Origin of the sequence: Mycolicibacter longobardus, assembly GCF_002102265.1 — a bacterium.
In the GTDB taxonomy this organism is placed as follows: Bacteria; Actinomycetota; Actinomycetes; order Mycobacteriales; family Mycobacteriaceae; genus Mycobacterium; species Mycobacterium longobardum.
Window position 1 is genome coordinate 92230 of sequence record NZ_LQPG01000040.1, and the last position, 18806, is coordinate 111035.

Genomic DNA, 18806 nt, shown 5'->3' on the forward strand with positions numbered 1-18806 from the left:
CCCACACTGCAAGTCCCCGCGCAGTATCTGCGCGCCGACTCTGCGCCGCAGCCCCGCACCCTGATCGACATCCTGCAAGAGACCGCGGCCCGCTACCCCGACGCTCCCGCCATCGACGACGGCAAGGTGGTGTTGACCTACGGCGAGCTGATCGAGGACATCACCGACAGCGTCGCGTGGCTGGCCGCGCGCGGCCTCGGCCGCGGTGACCGCATCGGCATCCGGATGCCGTCGGGCAATTACGCGCTGTACGTGGCGATCCTGGCCGTGCTGGCCACCGGTGCGGCCTATGTGCCGGTGGACGCCGACGATCCCCTTGAGCGCGCCGAGCTGGTGTTCAACGAGGCGCAGGTGGCGGCGGTGATCACCGAGCGGGGCCTGACCCGCGGGCCCGGGGTGTCGCGCGGGTGGCAGGCCACGGCGCCGTCGACCAGCGACGACGCCTGGATCATCTTCACGTCGGGCTCCACCGGCACCCCCAAAGGCGTGGCGATCACCCATCGCAACGCGGCGGCCTTCGTCGACGCCGAGGCACAGCTGTTCCTGCAGGACAACCCGATCGGTCCCGGCGACCGAGTGCTGGCCGGGCTGTCGGTCGCGTTCGACGCGTCCTGCGAGGAGATGTGGCTGGCGTGGCGGTACGGCGCGTGTCTGGTGCCCGCACCGCGGTCACTGGTGCGCAGCGGCATGGACCTGGGTCCGTGGCTGGTGGCGCGTGACGTGACCGTGGTGTCCACCGTGCCCAGCCTGGCCGCATTGTGGCCGGCCGAGGCACTGGAAGCGGTGCGGCTGCTGATCTTCGGCGGCGAGGCCTGCCCGCCGGAGCTGGCGGCCCGGCTGGTGGTCGACGGCCGCGAAGTGTGGAACACCTACGGCCCCACCGAAACCACCGTGGTGGCCTGCGGCGCGCAACTCGACGGCTCCGGGCAGGTTCGCATCGGGCTGCCGCTGACCGGCTGGGACTTGGCCGTGATCGGCGCCGACGGCCAGCCTGTGGGCACCGGCGAGGTGGGCGAGTTGGTGATCGCGGGCGTCGGCCTGGGCCGCTATCTCGACGACGCCCGGGATGCCGAGAAGTACGCGCCGCTGCCCGCCCTGGATTGGCCGCGCGCCTACCGCAGCGGCGATCTGGTGCGGCTGGAAGCAGAAGGGCTGGTCTTCTGCGGACGCGCCGACGATCAGGTCAAAGTCGGCGGGCGGCGCATCGAGCTGGGCGAGGTGGACACCGCGCTGGTGACGCTGCCCGGGGTCAGCGGGGGCGCGGCCGCGGTGCGCACCAGTGCCGGCGGCACACCGCTGCTGGTCGGTTATCTGGTCAGTGCCGAACCGGACTTCGATCTGGTCGCCGCCCGCGCCGCGCTGGCCCGGCAACTGCCCGCCGCACTGATTCCCCGGCTGGTGCTGGTGGATGAGTTGCCCACCCGAACCTCGGGCAAGGTGGACCGCGACGCGCTGCCGTGGCCGGTGGGGCCGGAACCCGGGTCGTCCGGCGCCGGCGACCCCGACACCACCCTGGGCTGGCTGGCCGGGTTGTGGCGCGAGGTGCTGGGTGCCCCGGTCGAGGACGAGCAGGCCGATTTCTTCGCCCTGGGCGGTGGATCGCTGCAAGCCGCCCAGCTGGTGGCCGCACTGCGGCAGCGCTACCCGCAGACCACCGTCGCCCAGCTCTACGATCGTCCGCGCCTGGGCTCGCTGGCCGGATTCCTCGACGACATGGACCGGACCGATCCCTCGGCGGAGGCCGTCACGCGCCCGGTGCGCCCGACTCCCCTGCTGGCCCAGGCCGCGCAGGTGGTGGCGTCGGTGCCGCTGGCCACGCTGACCGGCCTGCAGTGGGTGACGTGGCTGGCGCTGATCAACAACACGGTGTCGGCGGTGCATCCGGTGGGCTGGCTGGTACGGCTGGACTGGTGGTGGGTGATCACCGCGTTCGTGCTGTTCGTCACCCCGCTGGGCCGGATGGGCATCGCGGCGATCGGGGCGCGGGCATTGCTGGCCGGCCTGCAGCCGGGAACCTATCGGCGCGGCGGCCCGGAGCATCTGCGGGTGTGGATCGCCGAACGCCTCGCCGCCGCCAGCGGAGCCGAGAATCTGGCCGGGGCGCCGTGGCTGGTGTACTACGCGCGGGCGCTGGGCAACAAGATCGGCAAGGGCGTCGACCTGCACTCCGCCCCGCCGGTGACCGGGATGCTGACGCTGGGGCACCGCTGCTCCATCGAGCCGGAGGTGGACCTGAGCGGCTACTGGATCGACGGCGATGAGTTCCACGTCGGCCCCGTCACCGTGGGCAACGACGCCACCATCGGTGCGCGCAGCACCCTGCTGCCGGGTGCCTCGGTGGGCAAGGACGCCGATGTCGCCCCCGGGGCAGGCGTGGTGGGCGAGGTGAAGAAGGGCCAGTACTGGACCGGCTCTCCGGCGGTGAAATCCGGCAAGGCGCACCATCCGTGGCCGGATCACCGGCCGCCGCCGCGCCCGGTGTGGGTGGCGGTGTACGGGCTGACCTCGATCCTGCTTGGCGGCCTGCCGTTGCTGGCGCTGGGCGCCGGGCTAGCCGTGCTCGGTTGGGCCGCCCGCGACGCCACCACACCGGGTGCGGTGATCGGCCCGGTGGCGTTGTGGACACCGGTGGCCGCGCTGACCGCGCTGGGCAGCTACGCGATCTTGACCATCGTCGGGGTACGGCTGTTGTCGATCGGGCTGAAAGAGGGCTACCACCCGGTGCGCAGCCGGTCGGGTTGGCAGCTGTGGGCGACCGAACGCCTGATGGACGCCGCCCGCGACTACCTGTTTCCGGTGTACGCCAGCCTGATCACGCCGTGGTGGCTGCGGTTGTTGGGCGCGAAGGTCGGTGAGGGCACCGAGATCTCCACCGCGCTGGTGATTCCGAAGTTCACCACGATCGCCGACGGCGCCTTTCTGGCCGACGACACCATGGTCGCCTCCTATGAGCTGGGCGGCGGCTGGATTCACGTCGCGCCGGCCACCATCGGCAGACGCGCGTTCCTGGGCAACTCCGGGATCACCCAGCCGGGCCGGCGGGTACCCGACAACTCCTTGGTGGCGGTGCTGTCGACGGCGCCGCACAAGGCCAAGACCGGCTCGTCGTGGTTGGGCAGCCCACCGGTGCGACTGCGGCGCAAGGCCGCCGACCTCGACGTCGAGCGGACGTTCCACCCGCCGCTGCGACTGAAACTGATGCGCGCCGTCATGGAAACGTTCCGGGTGATCCCGGTGATGGTGACCTTTGCGATCGGAGTGGCGGTGCTCGGCGTTTTGCAGTGGGGGGCAACGCAGTTCGGCTACGGCTGGACCGCCCTGGGCAGCGGTGTGACGCTGCTGGCCGCGGGCGCGGTGGCCGGCGGCGTCGCGGTGGTGGCGAAATGGCTGACCGTCGGCCGGATCCGGGCGACGCAGCGCCCGCTGTGGTCGTCGTTCGTGTGGCGCAACGAGGTGTCCGACACCTTCGTCGAGACGGTGGCCGCCCCGTGGTTCGCCCGCGCCGCCACCGGCACCCCGGTGATAAACCTGTGGCTGCGGGCGTTGGGAGCCACGATCGGCCGGGGAGTGTGGTGCGAGACGTACTGGCTGCCCGAGGCCGACCTGGTGACCCTGGCCGCCGGCGCGACCGTCAACCGGGGCTGTGTGGTGCAGACCCATCTGTTCCACGATCGGATCATGCAGATGGACACCGTGACCCTGGAGGCCGGCGCCACGCTGGGACCGAATTGCGTGGCGTTGCCGGCGGCCCGGCTGGGTGCCGGCGCTACCGTCGGGCCGGCCTCGCTGGTGATGCGCGGCGACGAGGTGCCCCCGGCGACCCGCTGGCAGGGCAATCCGATCGCGCCATGGACGGTGTCCGGCAAGAAGCGTGGCTCGTCGGACGCCACCGGTCAGGAGACCGCGGCGTGAGCAAACCCGCCAAGTCCTCGGCGAAGGCGGCCAAGGCCGTCCAGCCTGTCGTCGACCCCTACCTGCCCGGCAGCGGCAACAGCGGCTACCGGGTGTCACGCTATGAGCTCGATCTGGAGTACAAGGTCCACAGCAACCGGCTCTCGGGCACCGCGACCATCACCGCGGTCGCCCTGGCCACGCTGCGCGGGGTCACCCTGGACCTGGCCGACGCGCTGTCGGTGACCAAGGTGTGGGTGAACGGCCGCCCACCTGCCCGGTTCACCCATTCGGCGGCCAAACTGCGGATCAAGCTGGCCAACCCGTTGCCGCCCGGTGCCGCGCTGGTGATCGCGGTCCGGTACTCGGGATCCCCGCGGCCCAGCGAAACCATTTGGGGGGAAGTCGGTTTCGAGGAGCTGTCCGATGGCGTACTGGTCTCCGGGCAGCCCAACGGCGCACCGTCCTGGTTCCCGTGTGACGATCACCCCACGGCCAAGGCCAGCTACCTGATCCAGATCAGCACCGACAGCCCCTATCACGCGGTCGCCAACGGCGAGCTGACGTCGCGGCGGGTTCGCGCGACGCGCACAACCTGGACCTACGAGCAGCCCGAGCCGACACCGACCTACCTGGTCACCCTGCAGATCGGCCGGTACGTCACCCATCAGCTGCCCGGCTCGGCGGTGCCCATCCGCGCGGTGCTGCCGGCCCGGCTGGGCGCGGAGTTCGACCGGGATTTCGCACCGCAGGCGCAGATGATGGAGCTGTTCGTCCGGCTGTTCGGCCCCTACCCGCTGACCGCCGGCTACACGGTGTTGGTCACCGACGACAGCTTGGAGATCCCCCTTGAGGCACAGGGGATTTCGATCTTCGGCGCCAATCACTGCGACGGGACCGGTGGATCCGAGCGGCTGGTCGCCCACGAGCTGGCCCACCAGTGGTTCGGCAACAGCGTCACCGTGGCTCGCTGGCGCGACATCTGGCTGCATGAAGGGTTCGCCTGCTACGCCGAATGGCTGTGGTCGGAGCATTCCGGCGGGCCGAGCACCGACGACCTGGCCCGGCGCTACCACCGGCAGCTGACCGGGCTGCCACAGGACCTGCTGTTGGCCGATCCGGGGCCGGCCGACATGTTCGACGACCGGGTGTACAAGCGCGGCGCGATCACCCTGCACCTGCTGCGTACCCGACTCGGCGACGACGACTTCTTCGCCCTGCTGCGCGACTGGACCACCCGCTACCGCCACGGCAACGCCGGCACCGATGACTTCACCCGGCTGGCCGCCGGCTACGCCTCGGAGTCCTTGCAGCCGTTGTGGCAGGCCTGGCTGTATTCCACCGCGGTTCCACCGCTGCCCTAGACGTCGAGGGGGAAAATGGCGACCGATGGCGGGTAACACGGACGATCAGCGTCCGCGCAAGGCGATCCTCGGGCAGCTTCCGCGGATCTGTCGGCCTGACGGATCGCCGATCCGGGTGCTGCTGGTCGACGACGAGCCCGCCCTGACCAACCTGGTGACGATGGCCCTGCATTACGAGGGCTGGGTTGTCGACGTCGCCCACAACGGGCGCGATGCGATTGCCAAGTTCCACAGTGGCGAACCCGATCTGCTGGTTCTCGACATCATGCTGCCCGATGTCGACGGGCTGCGGATTCTGGAGCGGGTCCGCGAATCCGACCCCTACATTCCGACACTGTTCCTCACCGCCCGCGACTCGGTCGCCGACCGGGTCACCGGCCTGACCTCGGGCGCCGACGACTACATGACCAAGCCGTTCAGCCTGGAGGAGTTGGTGGCCCGGCTGCGCGGCCTGCTGCGCCGGTCCGCCCAGTTGGCGCCGCCGGTCGACGACGTGCTCGTCGTCGGCGACCTGACCCTGGATGGCGCGAGCCGGCAGACCGCCCGCGGCGGCACGCCGGTGGCGCTGACCACCACCGAGTTCGAACTGCTGCGGTTCCTGATGCGCAACCCGGGACGGGCGTTGAGCCGCGCCGAGATCCTGGACCGGGTCTGGAACTACGACTTCGCCGGGCGCACCAGCATCGTCGACCTCTACATCTCCTACCTGCGCAAGAAGATCGACGCCGGCCGGACTCCGATGATCCACACCGTCCGCGGGGTGGGGTACATGCTGAAGCCGCCGGAATGAGCAGCAACCCGCCCCGGTGGCGTCCGCGCGGCCTGCGACGGCAGTTGGTGCTCGGGGTGTCGGCCGTGGTGACCGTGGTGTTCGTCGCGGTGGGCGCAGTGTCGGTGCTGAGCCTGCGCACCTACGTCACCGCGATGAGCGACGCCGACCTGTATGAGTCTCTCAACGCCTTCAGCCGCTACTTCGCCGACTATCGCCACGTCGACAATGTGGTCGGACCCGACGGCCGGTCGAACATCGGGCAGGCCATGCTCGGTTTCAGCGACCAGACCCCCGGCAACGTGCTGGCGGTGCTGCGCGACGGCGCGGTGATCGGGGCGGTGGTGTTCACCAAGCAGAATCCCTACCCCGCGCCTGCCGACGTGGTGGCCGCCATCGCGGAGCGGCCCTGGGCCGGTGGGCCGCCGCAGACGGTGGAATTGGGCAGCCTGGGTTCCTATCGGGTGGCCACTCGCGCCGTCGACGACGACGACCTGTTGTTCATCGGCGGTTCGCTGGACCTGGCGAACCGGACCGTCGAGCGTCGGCTGGCTGCCGCCGCTGCGCTGTACACCCTGGCATTGTTGATCACCGCGGGGCTGACGATCATCGTGGTCAGCTATGCGTTGCGACCGCTGCGCCGGGTCGCCGCCACCGCCGCCTCGGTGGCCGCGATGCCGCTGACCGACAGCGACGAACGCATCACCGTCCGGGTGGACGACAGCGACGTCGACCCCGAAAACGAGGTGGGTATCGTCGCCGGCGCGCTGAACCGGCTGCTGGACAACGTCGACAGCGCCCTGGCCTACCGCAGTGATGCCGACCGGCGGATGCGGCAGTTCATCACCGACGCCAGCCACGAGCTGCGCACTCCGCTGGCGGCGATCCACGGCTACGCCGAACTCACCCGGCAGGACAGTTCGACCCTGCCGCGGACCACCGAATACGCGCTGGCCCGTATCGAGTCCGAGGCGCAGCGGATGTCGTCGCTGGTCGAGGAGCTGCTGCTGTTGTCGCGGCTTGGTGAAGGTCAGGATCTGCGCCTCGAAGACGTCGACCTGGTCGATCTGGTGCTGGACGCGGTCAACGACGCGGCGGCGGCCGCCCCGAGCCACCACTGGATCAAGGACCTGCCCGCGATCCCGGTGTGGGTTCGCGGCGATCGGGCCCGGCTGCACCAGGTCGTCACCAACCTGCTGAAGAACGCCTGGGTGCACAATCCGCCCGGGGTGACGATCACGACGGCCATCACCGAGGACCGCGCCGGCGTGGGCGGGCCCACCGCGGAGTTGACGGTGGCCAACGACGGGCCCGGTATCGACGCCGAGATGCTGCCGCACCTGTTCGAGCGGTTCGTCCGGGGAGACAAGGCCCGCTCCGGCCATCTGGGCAGCACCGGGCTGGGGCTGGCGATCGTCGCCTCGATCGTGGATGCGCACCGCGGCTCGGTGGGCGCGGAGTCACATGAGGGCTGGACGGTGTTCCGGGTTCGGTTGCCGATGGCCAATCCCCCGCCGTGACCAGGTGACGGAGAAGTCGACGACCAGCGCCGCCGGAACCGCCAGCGCCACCGGGGTGAACATGTGCGACCCCGCCTCACCGGCGATGGCGGTCAGCACCCGTCCGCCGTACCCGTCCTCGGTTCCGGGCACCGTGACGCGCACCCGCGCCGATCCGGCATCCGGATCCGGGCGCAGGTAGAAGACGCCTCCGGGTTCCACCGGCCCGGTCAGCTCGGCGCCCTCGGCGTCGAGCAGCTCCGCCCCCACGGCACTCAGCGCGGCGGAGTCAGCGACCGACAGCCGCAGCGGCCCGACCACACCGTCGGCCAGGGTGGCCGCCGAGACGTCCAGTGCGGGTGCGGTGGTGCGGGCCCGTGCCGCGCCGGCCAGCAGGTACCGGTAGAGGGCCACCACGCGGTCGGCGTTGCGATAGGTGCTGGTGCCGTGCGGCCAGAAGTCGACGTCGCCGATGGTGGCCGGCATCTCCGGTCCTTCGACCGCTATCCGGTAGTACCGGTGGCCCCCGGCCGTGGCTCCCACTCCGAGCGCCTTGCGGTGGTTGCCGCCGGCACCGGTGGTCAGTCGCGACGACGGCACCTCCCGCCAGGTGCGGCCGTCGTCGGACTTGTGCAGAGTCACCGTCACCGAGTCGGACGCGACCAGTTCCAGGTGGTATCCCCCCAGCTCCAGCGCCTCGGCGAACTCGACGGTCACACCGTCTGGATCGCGCCACACCCGGACCGGCTCGGTGCGGGCACGGGTGTCCAGCTCCAGTCCGTTGGTCACCCACCAGATTGCGGCCTGGGTGCCGGCGATCGCCTCGTGCTCGGTGATGTTGCCGCTGCCCAGCCGGTATCCGGCCGCGCGCAGCCGGCGACTCAACTCGACGGTGGTGAGTCGCGGTACCGAATTGCGCAGGACCCAGTCGACCTGGACTTCGCGACCGTCCCGGCCGCCCCGGCCCAAGGTGCGCAGGTGCGACACCGCCGACCAGGTGCCGATCCGGTAGGCCGACGGCCGGGTCGGGGCGATGCCGTGGAAGTCCAGCGAATACGCCGGGATGCCGGGGTTCAGCCGGATCAGGTCGGTGCGCGCGGTGGTGCCGTCGGTGAACACGATGCGGTCAACGGTGTGCGAATACGTGCCGCCCCGGTACCGGGTCAGCCGGTCGATGTCGACGGCCGGGCGGGGACGCACCCTGCGGCGAGCGGTCACCGCGGGGGCGGTTCCGCGTGTCCGCAGATCTGGGGTTGCAAGTGTCATGCCGGGTTGACTTTCTGGTCTGATGCGCGCAGGACAGCGAATCGCCACCAAGGAGGGCGGGGCTGCGACGCTGAGAACGCTGAGGAATCAGGGCGTCAGAGAATCAACAACAACAACACACAGCGGGGCGGCACGAGACGTGCGGCAGCGGCTGTGCGAGGTACGACATGGGCATACCCTACGTCATGTACCGCAGCGGCGCGACCACCGGGGGATTCGATTCGCCCTGAGCGCAACTGGTGGGCAAACACGGAAGATGGTCCATGATTGGCGCCGGCACTCATCAGGAGGAAAGCAATGACGTCCGCTCAGAACGAATCTCAGGCGCTCGGCGATCTCGCAGCACGGCAACTCGCCAATGCGACCAAGACCGTCCCCCAGCTGGCCACCATCACCCCGCGCTGGCTGTTGCACCTGCTGAACTGGGTTCCGGTCGAGGCCGGCATCTACCGGGTGAACCGGGTGGTCAACCCCGACCAGGTCGCCATTGCGGCCGAGCAGGGAGCCGGCTCGGAGGAGCCGCTCCCCCAGACGTACGTGGACTACGAGACCAGCCCGCGCGAGTACACGCTGCGCTCCATCTCCACCCTGCTCGATGTGCACACCCGGGTCTCCGACCTGTACTCCAGCCCGCACGACCAGGTCGCCCAGCAGCTGCGGCTCACCATCGAGACCATCAAGGAACGCCAGGAGTTCGAGCTGGTCAACAACCCGGAGTACGGCCTGTTGTCGCAGGTCACCCCGGAGCAGACCATCTCCACGCTGACCGGTCCGCCCACTCCCGATGACCTGGATTCGCTGATCACCAAGGTGTGGAAGACCCCGGGGTTCTTCTTGACGCATCCGCTGGGCGTGGCCGCGTTCGGCCGGGAGGCCACCCGCCGCGGCGTGCCGCCGGTGGTGGTGAGCCTGTTCGGTGCGCAGTTCATCACCTGGCGCGGCATCCCGATCGTGCCCAGCGACAAGGTTCCGGTGGAGGGCTCCAAGACCAAGTTCCTGCTGGTGCGCACCGGCGAGGAGCGTCAGGGCGTCGTCGGGTTGTTCCAGCCCGGCCTGGTCGGCGAGCAGGCCCCGGGCCTGTCGGTGCGGTTCACCGGCATCAACCGATCGGCGATCGCGTCCTACCTGGTCACGCTGTACAACTCGCTGGCCGTGCTCACCGACGATGCGCTTGCCGTGCTCGACGACGTCGCGGTGGACAAGTTCCATGAGTACAAGTGACCAGGGACCGGTAGGCGCCACCGGTGGCCTACCGGTCAGCGCGGCCGAGCTGGAGGTGTTGGCCAACCAGCTGTTCACCGCCCGGCCCGGCCTGGACTCACCGCCGCAGATGACGGCGGTGGCCCCACGCGGCACCGTTCCGCACCCCACCGGGCTGCTGCCCCCCGGGATAGCCGACCTCACCGCGTTCACGGTGCCGGCCGGCATCGTGCCGACCGTGCCCGCTGTCCTGGCCGGCGCCCCGGCGACAGCGTCGGCACCGGTCGCACCGCGTGGATCGGCACCGGGTTGGCCGGCGGGCACCGCCACGGTTCCCCAGTTGGACTGGCGAGGCACACCCGCTCCAGCCGGGGGCGGCGACGAGGCGAACTACTACTTCCTGTCCGCACCGGCGTCCGCCCACACCGCGGAACCGGTTCCGCAGATCCCGGACTCCCATGAGGTCTTCGACGTCGACACGGTGCGCGCGGACTTCCCGATCCTGCGCGAGACGGTCAACGGGAAGCCGTTGATCTGGTTCGACAACGCCGCCACCACCCAGAAGCCGCAGGCCGTGATCGACCGGTTGTCGCACTTCTACACCCACGAGAACTCCAACATCCACCGGGCCGCGCACGAACTCGCGGCGCGGGCCACCGATGCCTACGAGGACGCCCGCGACGCCGTGCGGCGGTTCCTGGGCGCACCGCGCAGCGAGGACATCGTCTTCCTGCGCGGCACCACCGAGGCGATCAACCTGGTCGCCTACGCCTGGGGCGGCAAGCATTTGGGCCCCGGCGACGAGATCGTCATCACGCATCTGGAGCACCACGCGAATATCGTTCCGTGGCAATTGATCTCGAAGAAGACCGGGGCGATCCTGAAGGTGGCCCCGGTGGACGACGCCGGCAACCTGCTGCTGGGTGAGTTCGAAGATCTGCTGGGCCCACGCACCAAGCTGGTGGCCGCCACGCACGTCTCCAACGCGCTGGGCACCATCACCCCGGTACACGACATCGTCGAACTCGGACACCGTTACGGCGCCAGGGTGCTGATCGACGGGGCACAGTCGGTCCCCCACATCCCGATCGACGTGCAATCGCTGGGCGCGGATTTCTTCGTGTTCTCCGGGCACAAGATCTTCGGACCCACCGGGATCGGCGCGTTGTACGGCACCGCGGAGGCGTTGGCCGAGACGCCGCCGTGGCAGGGTGGAGGCAACATGATCTCCGACGTCACCCTGGAACGCTCGCTGTATCAAGAGCCGCCCAACAAGTTCGAGGCGGGCACCGGCAACATCGCCGATGCGGTCGGCCTGGGCGAAGCGCTGCGCTATGTGGAACGCGTGGGCATCGAACGCATCGCCGCCTACGAGCACGCGCTGCTGGAATACGCCACGCCGCGCCTTGCCGATATCCCCGGGGTGCGGATCATCGGCACCGCCGACGAGAAGGCCAGTGTCTTGTCGTTCGTGCTGGCCGGTCATGACCCGGCCGACGTCGGCAAGGCGCTCAACACCGAGGGCATCGCGGTGCGCGCGGGTCACCACTGCGCGCAACCGATCCTGCGCCGTTACGGCCTGGAGGCGACCGTGCGGCCGTCGTTCGCGTTCTACAACACCTTCGAGGAGATCGACGTGTTTATCAGGGCAGTGCGGCGCATTGCCGAGGGAGGCGCTTGATGGGCAGGATCTACGACAACGTCACCGAGCTGGTGGGCCGCACCCCGCTGGTGCGGCTCAACCGGCTGACCGAGGGCCTGGACGCCCAGGTGGTGGCCAAACTCGAGTTCTACAACCCCGCCAACAGCGTCAAGGACCGTATCGGCGTCGCGATCATCGACGCCGCCGAGAAATCCGGTCAGCTGCGCCCCGGCGGCACCATCGTCGAGGCCACCAGCGGCAACACCGGCATTGCGCTGGCGATGGTCGGCGCCGCCCGGGGCTACAAGGTGATTCTGACCATGCCGGACACCATGTCCACCGAACGGCGGGTGATGTTGCGGGCCTACGGCGCCGAGATCGTGCTGACTCCCGGCTCCGAGGGCATGGCCGGTGCGGTGGCAAGGGCCAAGCAGATCGTCGCCGACACCCACAACGCCCTGTCCGCAGACCAGTTCGCCAACCCGGCCAACCCGGCGATCCACCAGAGCACCACCGGCGAGGAGGTGTGGAACGACACCGGCGGCGCCGTCGACATCTTTGTCGCCGGTATCGGCACCGGCGGCACGCTGACCGGCGTCTCGCACGCCCTCAAGGCCCGCAAGCCGGAGGTTCAGATCGTCGGCGTGGAGCCGAAGGACTCCGCGATCCTGCACGGTGCCGACCCCGGCCCGCACAAGATCCAGGGCCTGGGCGCCAACTTCGTGCCCGAGGTGCTCGACCGCGACTGCTACGACGAGATCATCGACGCGCAGTTCGACGACGCCATCCGGGTGTCGCGAGCCCTGGGCACCGAGGAGGGGATCCTCGGCGGAATCTCGGCCGGCGCCAACGTGTGGGCCGCGTTGGAGCTGGCCAAACGTCCCGAGAACGCCGGGAAGCTGATCGTGGTGGTGGTCCCCGACTTCGGCGAGCGCTACATCTCGACGGCGCTGTTCGAGCACATTCGGGAATGATCACGTCGATGACAGGCATATGGGCGACGCTGCGCGAGGATCTGCGCAACGCGCGCGATCATGACCCGGCCGCGCGCGGGGACTTCGAGAACGCCCTGGTCTATTCCGGCCTGCACGCGATCTGGTCACATCGGATCGCGCACCGACTGTGGGCCCGACCGGCGCTGCGCGGGGTGGCCCGAGTCCTGGCCCAGGCCACCCGGTTTGCCACCGGCATCGAGATACACCCGGGCGCGACCATCGGCCGGCGGTTCTTCATCGACCACGGCCTGGGCGTGGTGATCGGCGAGACCACCGAGATCGGCGATGACGTGATGGTCTATCACGGCGTCACGCTGGGGGGGCGCTCGCTGAGTCACGGCAAACGCCACCCGACCATCGGCAACGGCGTCACGGTCGGCGCCGGCGCCAAGGTACTCGGCCCGATCAGCATCGGCGACGGCAGTGCGATCGGCGCCAATGCCGTTGTCACCCAAGATGTTCCGGCGGACTGCATTGCCACCGGAATCCCAGCCGCGGTGCGTCACCGCACCGAGAAGCAGCGTGAGCCGCTGGTGGACCCGACGACCTATATCGACCCGGCGATGTATATCTGAAGGCACATCTGAGGCTTTTCAAGCCATCGGCTCGGCGGCGATCACGTAGTCGCGACCGTGCCGGAGTCCGCCTTCGCGTTCGTGTACCGCCAGCGCCTGGGACCGTAGGTCTTCGACGTACTGTCGCATCGAGTCGCCGAGTTCCGGGGAACTGAAGCGTTCGAGCCGCCGCAGGCACATGTCGAGCTGGCCGTGGATGTATCGGGTGCCATACCGGATCGGGAAGCGCCGGCTCTCCACGGCCCGGAAACCCGCCAGCTCCAGCTGCCGGAGCACCCATTCGAGCGGGTACTCACGGTAGGGCCGCTCGCCGGCCAGGAGCAGGCACGCGTCGCGGACTCGGCCGATCTCCCAGACGATGCGGCCGCTCTCGGTGCTGGGCCGGTACTGAACGTAGGGCTCCAGACCGACGACATAGAGCCGGCCGTCGCCGGCGACCAGGGGGCGCAGCCTTTCGAACACCCGGTCCTGCCAGTACGGGGCGAAGCCCTCGATCGCGCCGACCAGATAGTCGGCCAGCACCGTGTCGAAGGTCTCTCCGGCGAGCAGGCTTTCATCGATCCAGTTGCCCACCAGCAGCCGGTCCTGCGGCCGGATCTCCTCGCCCAGTGCGGCGCGGGTCGACTCAGCCATGTTGGACGCCGCGGTGACCGCAGTCCAGCGGTCGGTCGCCAGTGTCTGGATCCACTGCATGGACTTCACCCCGGCGCCGGAATCCAGCATGCTGCCCCATGGCCGCTCGCCGTGCAGGATTTCGATGTGGCGGAACAACGATGAGACTTTAGGTTTGGCGTTGGTAGACAACGGGATTGCTCACTTCACCGCCGCGGCGTCGCGCGCACCGGCAACGACCGCTGGTGCAGGGATCAGGGGAGGTGCGCGGGTCTGATGGTAGCGCGAATCACGTTTTATTGAAAATCATTGTCGTTAGTTGGGCTGCAGCGCCGGCAAGAGCAGTGCGTCGAGGGCCTCGTTCAGATCGCCGGGAGGCGGCGACAGGACGCAGGTGAACCCGAGCCGGGCGGTCCAGTGGGCCAATGCCGAGGGATCCTGCCTGCGGATGACGCCGACCTCCATGGCGGCGGCCAGCAGCGGTGCGGCCATCTCGGCGCCCGACTCCAAGATGCCATCGAGTTTGCGGGTGACCAGCTTGCCGACCCAGTCGGCCTCGTCGCGCAGGATCTTGTCGACCATGGGATGTGCGCGGCACTGCCGGATGGACTCGGCGAGGAACACCGTGATCACCCGAGGCCCGTCGATTCCGGCGACGACCTCCGGAATGCGGTCGATCAGCCGGCGACCGTCACGGGCGATCGCGAGCAGCACGGCGTTGTCGACCGAGCGGACGTTGCGATACACGGTGCTGGGCGCGACACCCATCTCGCGGGCGATGTCGCTGACCGACGTCTTGGACAGTCCGTAGCGGGCCACGCACACCACGGTGGCGTCCAGCAGCGGGTCAAGCCGCGCCGGCGGCGGTACCGGGAGGCGCTCGGCGAGGCTGGGGAACGGGATGATGGCCGCATTTGCTGTCTGCATAATTGCAATGATCTTGACGGATTAGTTGCATTCGTGCAAACGTGAGAAGATGCCGACACTCTCGAAGGCCACTCGACGGGCTCGGCTGACCCTCGCCGACGTCGACTTCAACCGCCGGGACCACGAGGACCGGCCGCTGCGCCCGATCCCGCCGGGGCGAGATCTCTTCGCCGACCGGTGGCGGCCGAGTCGGGAGTACCTGTTCGGTCCCTGGATCGATATCGACCAGGCGGTGGAGCCGAACGATTTCACCAGGACGCGCGACGACATGTTCTGGCAGGCCGATGAACGCGTCATCCCGGTCGTCGATCTCTTCGACCGCGCCGGCTCCGCGACGGTCCGGCCGATGTTCGAGCAGGCGTTGACGCGCGGGATCGACACGGTGGCCGACGCTCCCCCCGAGCTCGTGGACTTCTTCGGCCACGTCACCGCGCGCCCGTCATGGCTGGATATCAAGGCCGCCGACCGGGGCCGGCTGCTCCTCTCCACCGCGTCGTTCTCGGCGCAACGCCTGGTCATCGGTTGGGCGTTGTTCGAAACGGCGATGACCGCCGACATCTCGGCCGCCACCGGCGCGACCGGCAGGTTCAAGCGCGACTCGGTCCGCCGCTATGTCGAGACGTTGCGGATGTTCGCCCTGGCGATGAAGCCCGACATCTACGATCCGCGCACCGAGGTTTTCCAGACCATCGTGCGCGTGCGTCTCATGCACGCCTTGGCCAGTCGCGGACTGCGCCGGGCGTGGGGCGACGATCACTATCTTCAATTCGGGGAGCCGATCGCGGCGACATCACTACTGGGCTTTGGAAACGGGCCGCTGTTGACTCGTCTGGTCGATCACCGGCTGGGCCGCCGCCTGTCGGCGCGGGACCTCGATGACATAGCGATGTTCGCCGGCTGGTTCGGCCATCTCATCGGCGCCCCCGAACGCCTGCGCGCCAGGGATGGCGGCGAGATGATTCGCTCGCTCAACTACATCTTCTCGCGCGGCGGCGACCCGTCCGGGTGGCGGGAAGAACTGATGCACACCGTGCGGCAACCGTTGGACGCCGTGTCCGAAACCTACCTGCCGTGGTTCCCGGGGCCGGCCCGTTCGCTGTTGTCGACCGCGATCTGCAAGGGCTTCGCCGCCAGTGCCATCGCGCCGCTGGTTCCGGTGTTCGGCCTTGACGAAGTGCATGAGTTCGTCGCAGGGGCTCCCGAATTCGACGTGCCATACCGGATCTACAGCGAATTGTTCCGGCAGACCGCAGTTCTCAACGCCCGTGCCCTGGGCGTGCGCGACCGCCTGCCAGGGGTGCACCTGGCCCGACGTGTCCTGTATCGCAATGGACCGCCGGGAGTCGACCAGCTGGTGGATGCCATATCGTCTTTCGCCCGGCGCTACCACGACATCGCCATGGCGTACACCCACCACGACGACTCGACGTCGGGAGGCGGATTCGGCCCGCCCCGGGCGGCCACGACCGGCTGCCCGGTTCCCCACCCGGTCGATTGACCCGGTGCGAACTGCACGTTTGGAGCGTGGACTACTGCGGACGGGCCTTATTACGCCCGGGCAATGATTTCGTATACGCGAGGGCATCTGAAAATGCGCCCGTATTCACGTCCGGTTATCTCCTCGAGGATCCCGAGTTTGACGAGTCTTGCAATGGCATTGTTGGCCGTGGGATAGGCAACGCCATAGAGCTCAGCGGCTTCACCAGCAGAGATATAGGGGAATCCGATCAGGTCGGAGGCGAGCTGAAGCACCATCCCAGTCGCTCCATCAGCCCGCAACTCTTCAGCAAACTGCTCCCTGACGTCGAGCATCGCCGCGATCGTTTCTGTGGCGGCGTCTGCTCTGGCAACTACCGCTTGGCAGAAGAAGTTGATCCATGGCTCGAATTGGCCCGTCATACTGACTTCGAGCAAATGGTCAATGTAGCGCTCCCGCCTAGGCTCGAGCCAGGGAGACAGGTTGAGGATGGGGTACTTCAGCACGCCGGCCTGCATAAGTTGCAGGGTGATGATGAGCCGGCCGAGGCGGCCGTTACCGTCGCTGAACGGGTGGAGCGTCTCGAACTGGTAGTGAGCTAACGCAACCTTGACTAGCAAAGGCAGGTCGTCGCTTTTGTTGACCCACTTCTCCCAGTCACTCACTCCAGCGACCAAGATGTCCCCGTTCGGCGGTGGCACAAATCGTGATGCGTCGACCCCTCCGCCCTGCTGGCCTATACATACCTGCCGCTGACGTAGTTCACCGGCGTCGTATGCATCGCCTCGCGTGCCACGGACGAGCGTCGCTTGAAGTTGCCCAAGCATTTTGAGACAGATGGGAAGTTCGTCGAGCATCTGCATGCTCAACGTTGCAGCCCGCACATAGTTCATGACTTCCCTGATCTCGGCACTTTGGTGCTGTTCGTCGACATAGTCGGCGCCAAGGGCCTCCGAGAGCGGAGCAAACGTGCCTTCGAGCGCAGTGGTCGACACGGCTTCCTTGCGCAGCGATGGCCTAACCAGCAGGTTGGGGTTCGGCAGCAGTTGAATCTTGCTATCGAGCCTGCCCAAAGCTCGCGCGGCTTCCTCTAACACCTTCACTGAACGTGCTGCAAGTTGGATGTCGTCGGGCAACGGCTCTGGCACGAACGCGTAGTGCGAGTACGCCTCGCCAAGCAGGTGGTCCATACCAGAGATTGGAACCAAGGTGCCGACTGGCGAGTTTTCGAAGAGCTCAACCTGCATTTTTGTCGTCACCAGCCCTCTCGCGTTACATCTGGCGCCACCTCCAGCGCCTGACGTTAATTCTAGCGATGTAATTTAACGTCAATCGCGAATCACGTTAGATCCTCCCCGAAGATCTAACGTCTGACACGATCCGATCGAACCACAGCAGACGTCCAGGCCAGCCGCCTTAATCGCAGGTCAGGAACGTGGGAACCGCCACGGCGCGAGCACGCTCGGCGCTCAGCCCCACAGTTCATGCGCAACCAACCCCGTCGAGACCGATCAGGTCGCCGCCCCGCAGGCCGTCCGCCACCAGCCCTTCTATGCGTTTTGCATAAAAAGAGTGCGGACGTTGAAGCCATGATTGTGGGCAAGCCGTGCAGAATCCACCAGCATGGATGAACAGCCGGAACACCACATTCCAGATGACGGTGCCGCCGCCCCATCCAAGCCCTACAGCCTTGCCGAGGTCGCGGAGATGATTCTGCCGCCCGAATGGACTGATGGTGAACGCTGGGGCTATCTCGTTGCATGAACCAGGGTGAGATTCGCGGCTACAAGACAAGATCGGTCGGACTTGCGGATGGCCACGAAGACGTCGAAGACCTGATCACTCGCCACAGAAACTCGCCACAGCCAGCGGAAGCCGAACAGTATCCGGGCGGCATAACCCGACGCTCATGGCTGTACCACCAGCGATACGGGAACGCCGGAAGCCCAAGCTCCGTGGGCCCCGCCGTGCCCCGCCGGCAAATCCGCCCCAGCAGTTCGGCCAGCGCCGAGTCATTACAGGCCGGTGATCCCAGAGCCAAAGGAGGTACAACCGACCCTGTGACCGTCATACTTGCTGGTAGCTGGAGCCGCTGTTCGACCTCGGTTGATCCTTGACGGATCGTCTTCGGTTGATCCTTGACACCCTAGGTTAGTGATGGGGCCTGTTCGCGGGTGCGGAAGGCCCGTTTGTTTCTTACCTCGCCGTGGCTGGTTCGCGCGGCGGTCTTGACCAGATCGTCGCCGATGAAAAATCGCAGCAGGTCGCCGTCGACGTGGACATCGCAGCGGGCGCCGGCGTGGTGGGCTCCGACGCTGACTTGCTGCCAGGCCACGCTGACGACCCCGTTGGTGGTGACCCGACGTGACACCCAGTCATCACCGCTGCGATCGACGACCATCGGCGCGCTGGGCCGCGCCGGTGCCCCCGCCGGGCCTGGGGTGAACCGCTCAACCGGGGTGATCATGTCGATTCCTTGGTGCGGGCGGGCGGTGTTGTAATAGTCAACCCACTCGTCCAACGCCTGCTGTGCAGCCTTTAAGTTAGTGAAAGGCATTCGTGTACTGAGGAATTCAGCACGCAAACTGC

The 18806-nt window shown here is 68.0% G+C and carries 14 protein-coding genes and 1 pseudogene; 10 read left to right on the forward strand and 5 right to left on the reverse strand.

Going from position 1 to position 18806, the window contains the following annotated elements; genetic code table 11:
* The first annotated feature begins 6 nt into the window (after positions 1-6).
* Genes AWC16_RS20185 through AWC16_RS20200 form a run of 4 tightly spaced genes read left to right on the forward strand, consistent with a single transcriptional unit; the run spans position 7 to position 7544 of the window.
* Complete coding sequence (locus AWC16_RS20185; protein WP_085266520.1) at positions 7-3912, forward strand: Pls/PosA family non-ribosomal peptide synthetase; 3906 nt, start codon at positions 7-9, stop codon at positions 3910-3912.
* Entirely contained in the window at positions 3909-5255 is a 1347-nt protein-coding gene (locus tag AWC16_RS20190) for a M1 family metallopeptidase (RefSeq protein WP_234812358.1), read from the forward strand. Before AWC16_RS20185 ends, AWC16_RS20190 begins: the two co-directional genes overlap by 4 nt.
* 25 nt (positions 5256-5280) lie before the next feature.
* On the forward strand, positions 5281-6045 hold the full coding sequence (locus tag AWC16_RS20195; RefSeq protein WP_085266497.1) for a response regulator transcription factor: 765 nt from the start codon (positions 5281-5283) through the stop codon (positions 6043-6045).
* A complete protein-coding gene (locus tag AWC16_RS20200; RefSeq protein WP_085266498.1) occupies positions 6042-7544 on the forward strand; it encodes a sensor histidine kinase in 1503 nt (500 codons plus the stop codon). Before AWC16_RS20195 ends, AWC16_RS20200 begins: the two co-directional genes overlap by 4 nt.
* Here the strand turns inward: AWC16_RS20200 and AWC16_RS20205 are convergent.
* Positions 7485-8789: a TQXA domain-containing protein gene (locus tag AWC16_RS20205; RefSeq protein ID WP_085266499.1), complete on the reverse strand. Its 1305-nt coding sequence runs from the start codon at positions 8787-8789 to the stop codon at positions 7485-7487. The genes AWC16_RS20200 and AWC16_RS20205 overlap by 60 nt on opposite strands.
* A 297-nt stretch (positions 8790-9086) precedes the next feature.
* On the opposite strand from AWC16_RS20205, the gene AWC16_RS20210 reads away from it, so the two are divergent.
* Genes AWC16_RS20210 through epsC form a run of 4 tightly spaced genes read left to right on the forward strand, consistent with a single transcriptional unit; the run spans position 9087 to position 13201 of the window.
* Positions 9087-10010 (forward strand): family 2A encapsulin nanocompartment shell protein, encoded by a 924-nt coding sequence (locus AWC16_RS20210; RefSeq protein WP_085266500.1) that lies wholly within the window; start codon positions 9087-9089, stop codon positions 10008-10010.
* Positions 9997-11670: a family 2A encapsulin nanocompartment cargo protein cysteine desulfurase gene (locus AWC16_RS20215; protein ID WP_085266501.1), complete on the forward strand. Its 1674-nt coding sequence runs from the start codon at positions 9997-9999 to the stop codon at positions 11668-11670. The genes AWC16_RS20210 and AWC16_RS20215 overlap by 14 nt, the downstream gene beginning before the upstream one ends.
* Positions 11670-12605: a cysteine synthase A gene (cysK, locus tag AWC16_RS20220; RefSeq protein ID WP_085266502.1), complete on the forward strand. Its 936-nt coding sequence runs from the start codon at positions 11670-11672 to the stop codon at positions 12603-12605. Before AWC16_RS20215 ends, cysK begins: the two co-directional genes overlap by 1 nt.
* An 8-nt stretch (positions 12606-12613) precedes the next feature.
* Positions 12614-13201 (forward strand): serine O-acetyltransferase EpsC, encoded by a 588-nt coding sequence (epsC, locus tag AWC16_RS20225; protein WP_085266521.1) that lies wholly within the window; start codon positions 12614-12616, stop codon positions 13199-13201.
* 18 nt (positions 13202-13219) lie between these two features.
* On the opposite strand, the pseudogene AWC16_RS20230 reads toward epsC, so the two are convergent.
* Both AWC16_RS20230 and AWC16_RS20235 read right to left on the reverse strand, forming a co-directional pair.
* Positions 13220-13981: pseudogene (locus AWC16_RS20230) on the reverse strand (class I SAM-dependent methyltransferase); the annotation flags it as partial.
* Between the two features lie 147 nt (positions 13982-14128).
* A complete protein-coding gene (locus AWC16_RS20235) occupies positions 14129-14740 on the reverse strand; it encodes a TetR/AcrR family transcriptional regulator (RefSeq protein ID WP_085266503.1) in 612 nt (203 codons plus the stop codon).
* Between the two features lie 49 nt (positions 14741-14789).
* Between AWC16_RS20235 and AWC16_RS20240 the strand changes: the two genes are divergently transcribed.
* Positions 14790-16238: an oxygenase MpaB family protein gene (locus tag AWC16_RS20240; RefSeq protein WP_085266504.1), complete on the forward strand. Its 1449-nt coding sequence runs from the start codon at positions 14790-14792 to the stop codon at positions 16236-16238.
* A 50-nt stretch (positions 16239-16288) separates the two neighbouring features.
* Here the strand turns inward: AWC16_RS20240 and AWC16_RS20245 are convergent, their stop codons facing one another.
* On the reverse strand, positions 16289-17407 hold the full coding sequence (locus tag AWC16_RS20245) for a Fic family protein (protein WP_207572364.1): 1119 nt from the start codon (positions 17405-17407) through the stop codon (positions 16289-16291).
* Positions 17408-17840: 433 nt separating this feature from the next.
* Between AWC16_RS20245 and AWC16_RS24540 the strand changes: the two genes are divergently transcribed.
* Complete coding sequence (locus AWC16_RS24540) at positions 17841-17981, forward strand: hypothetical protein (RefSeq protein ID WP_165759277.1); 141 nt, start codon at positions 17841-17843, stop codon at positions 17979-17981.
* A gap of 382 nt (positions 17982-18363) precedes the next feature.
* On the opposite strand, the gene AWC16_RS20250 is transcribed toward AWC16_RS24540, so the two are convergent.
* The coding region (locus AWC16_RS20250) for an integrase core domain-containing protein (RefSeq protein ID WP_165759213.1) at positions 18364-18806 on the reverse strand (443 nt) is incomplete at its 5' end.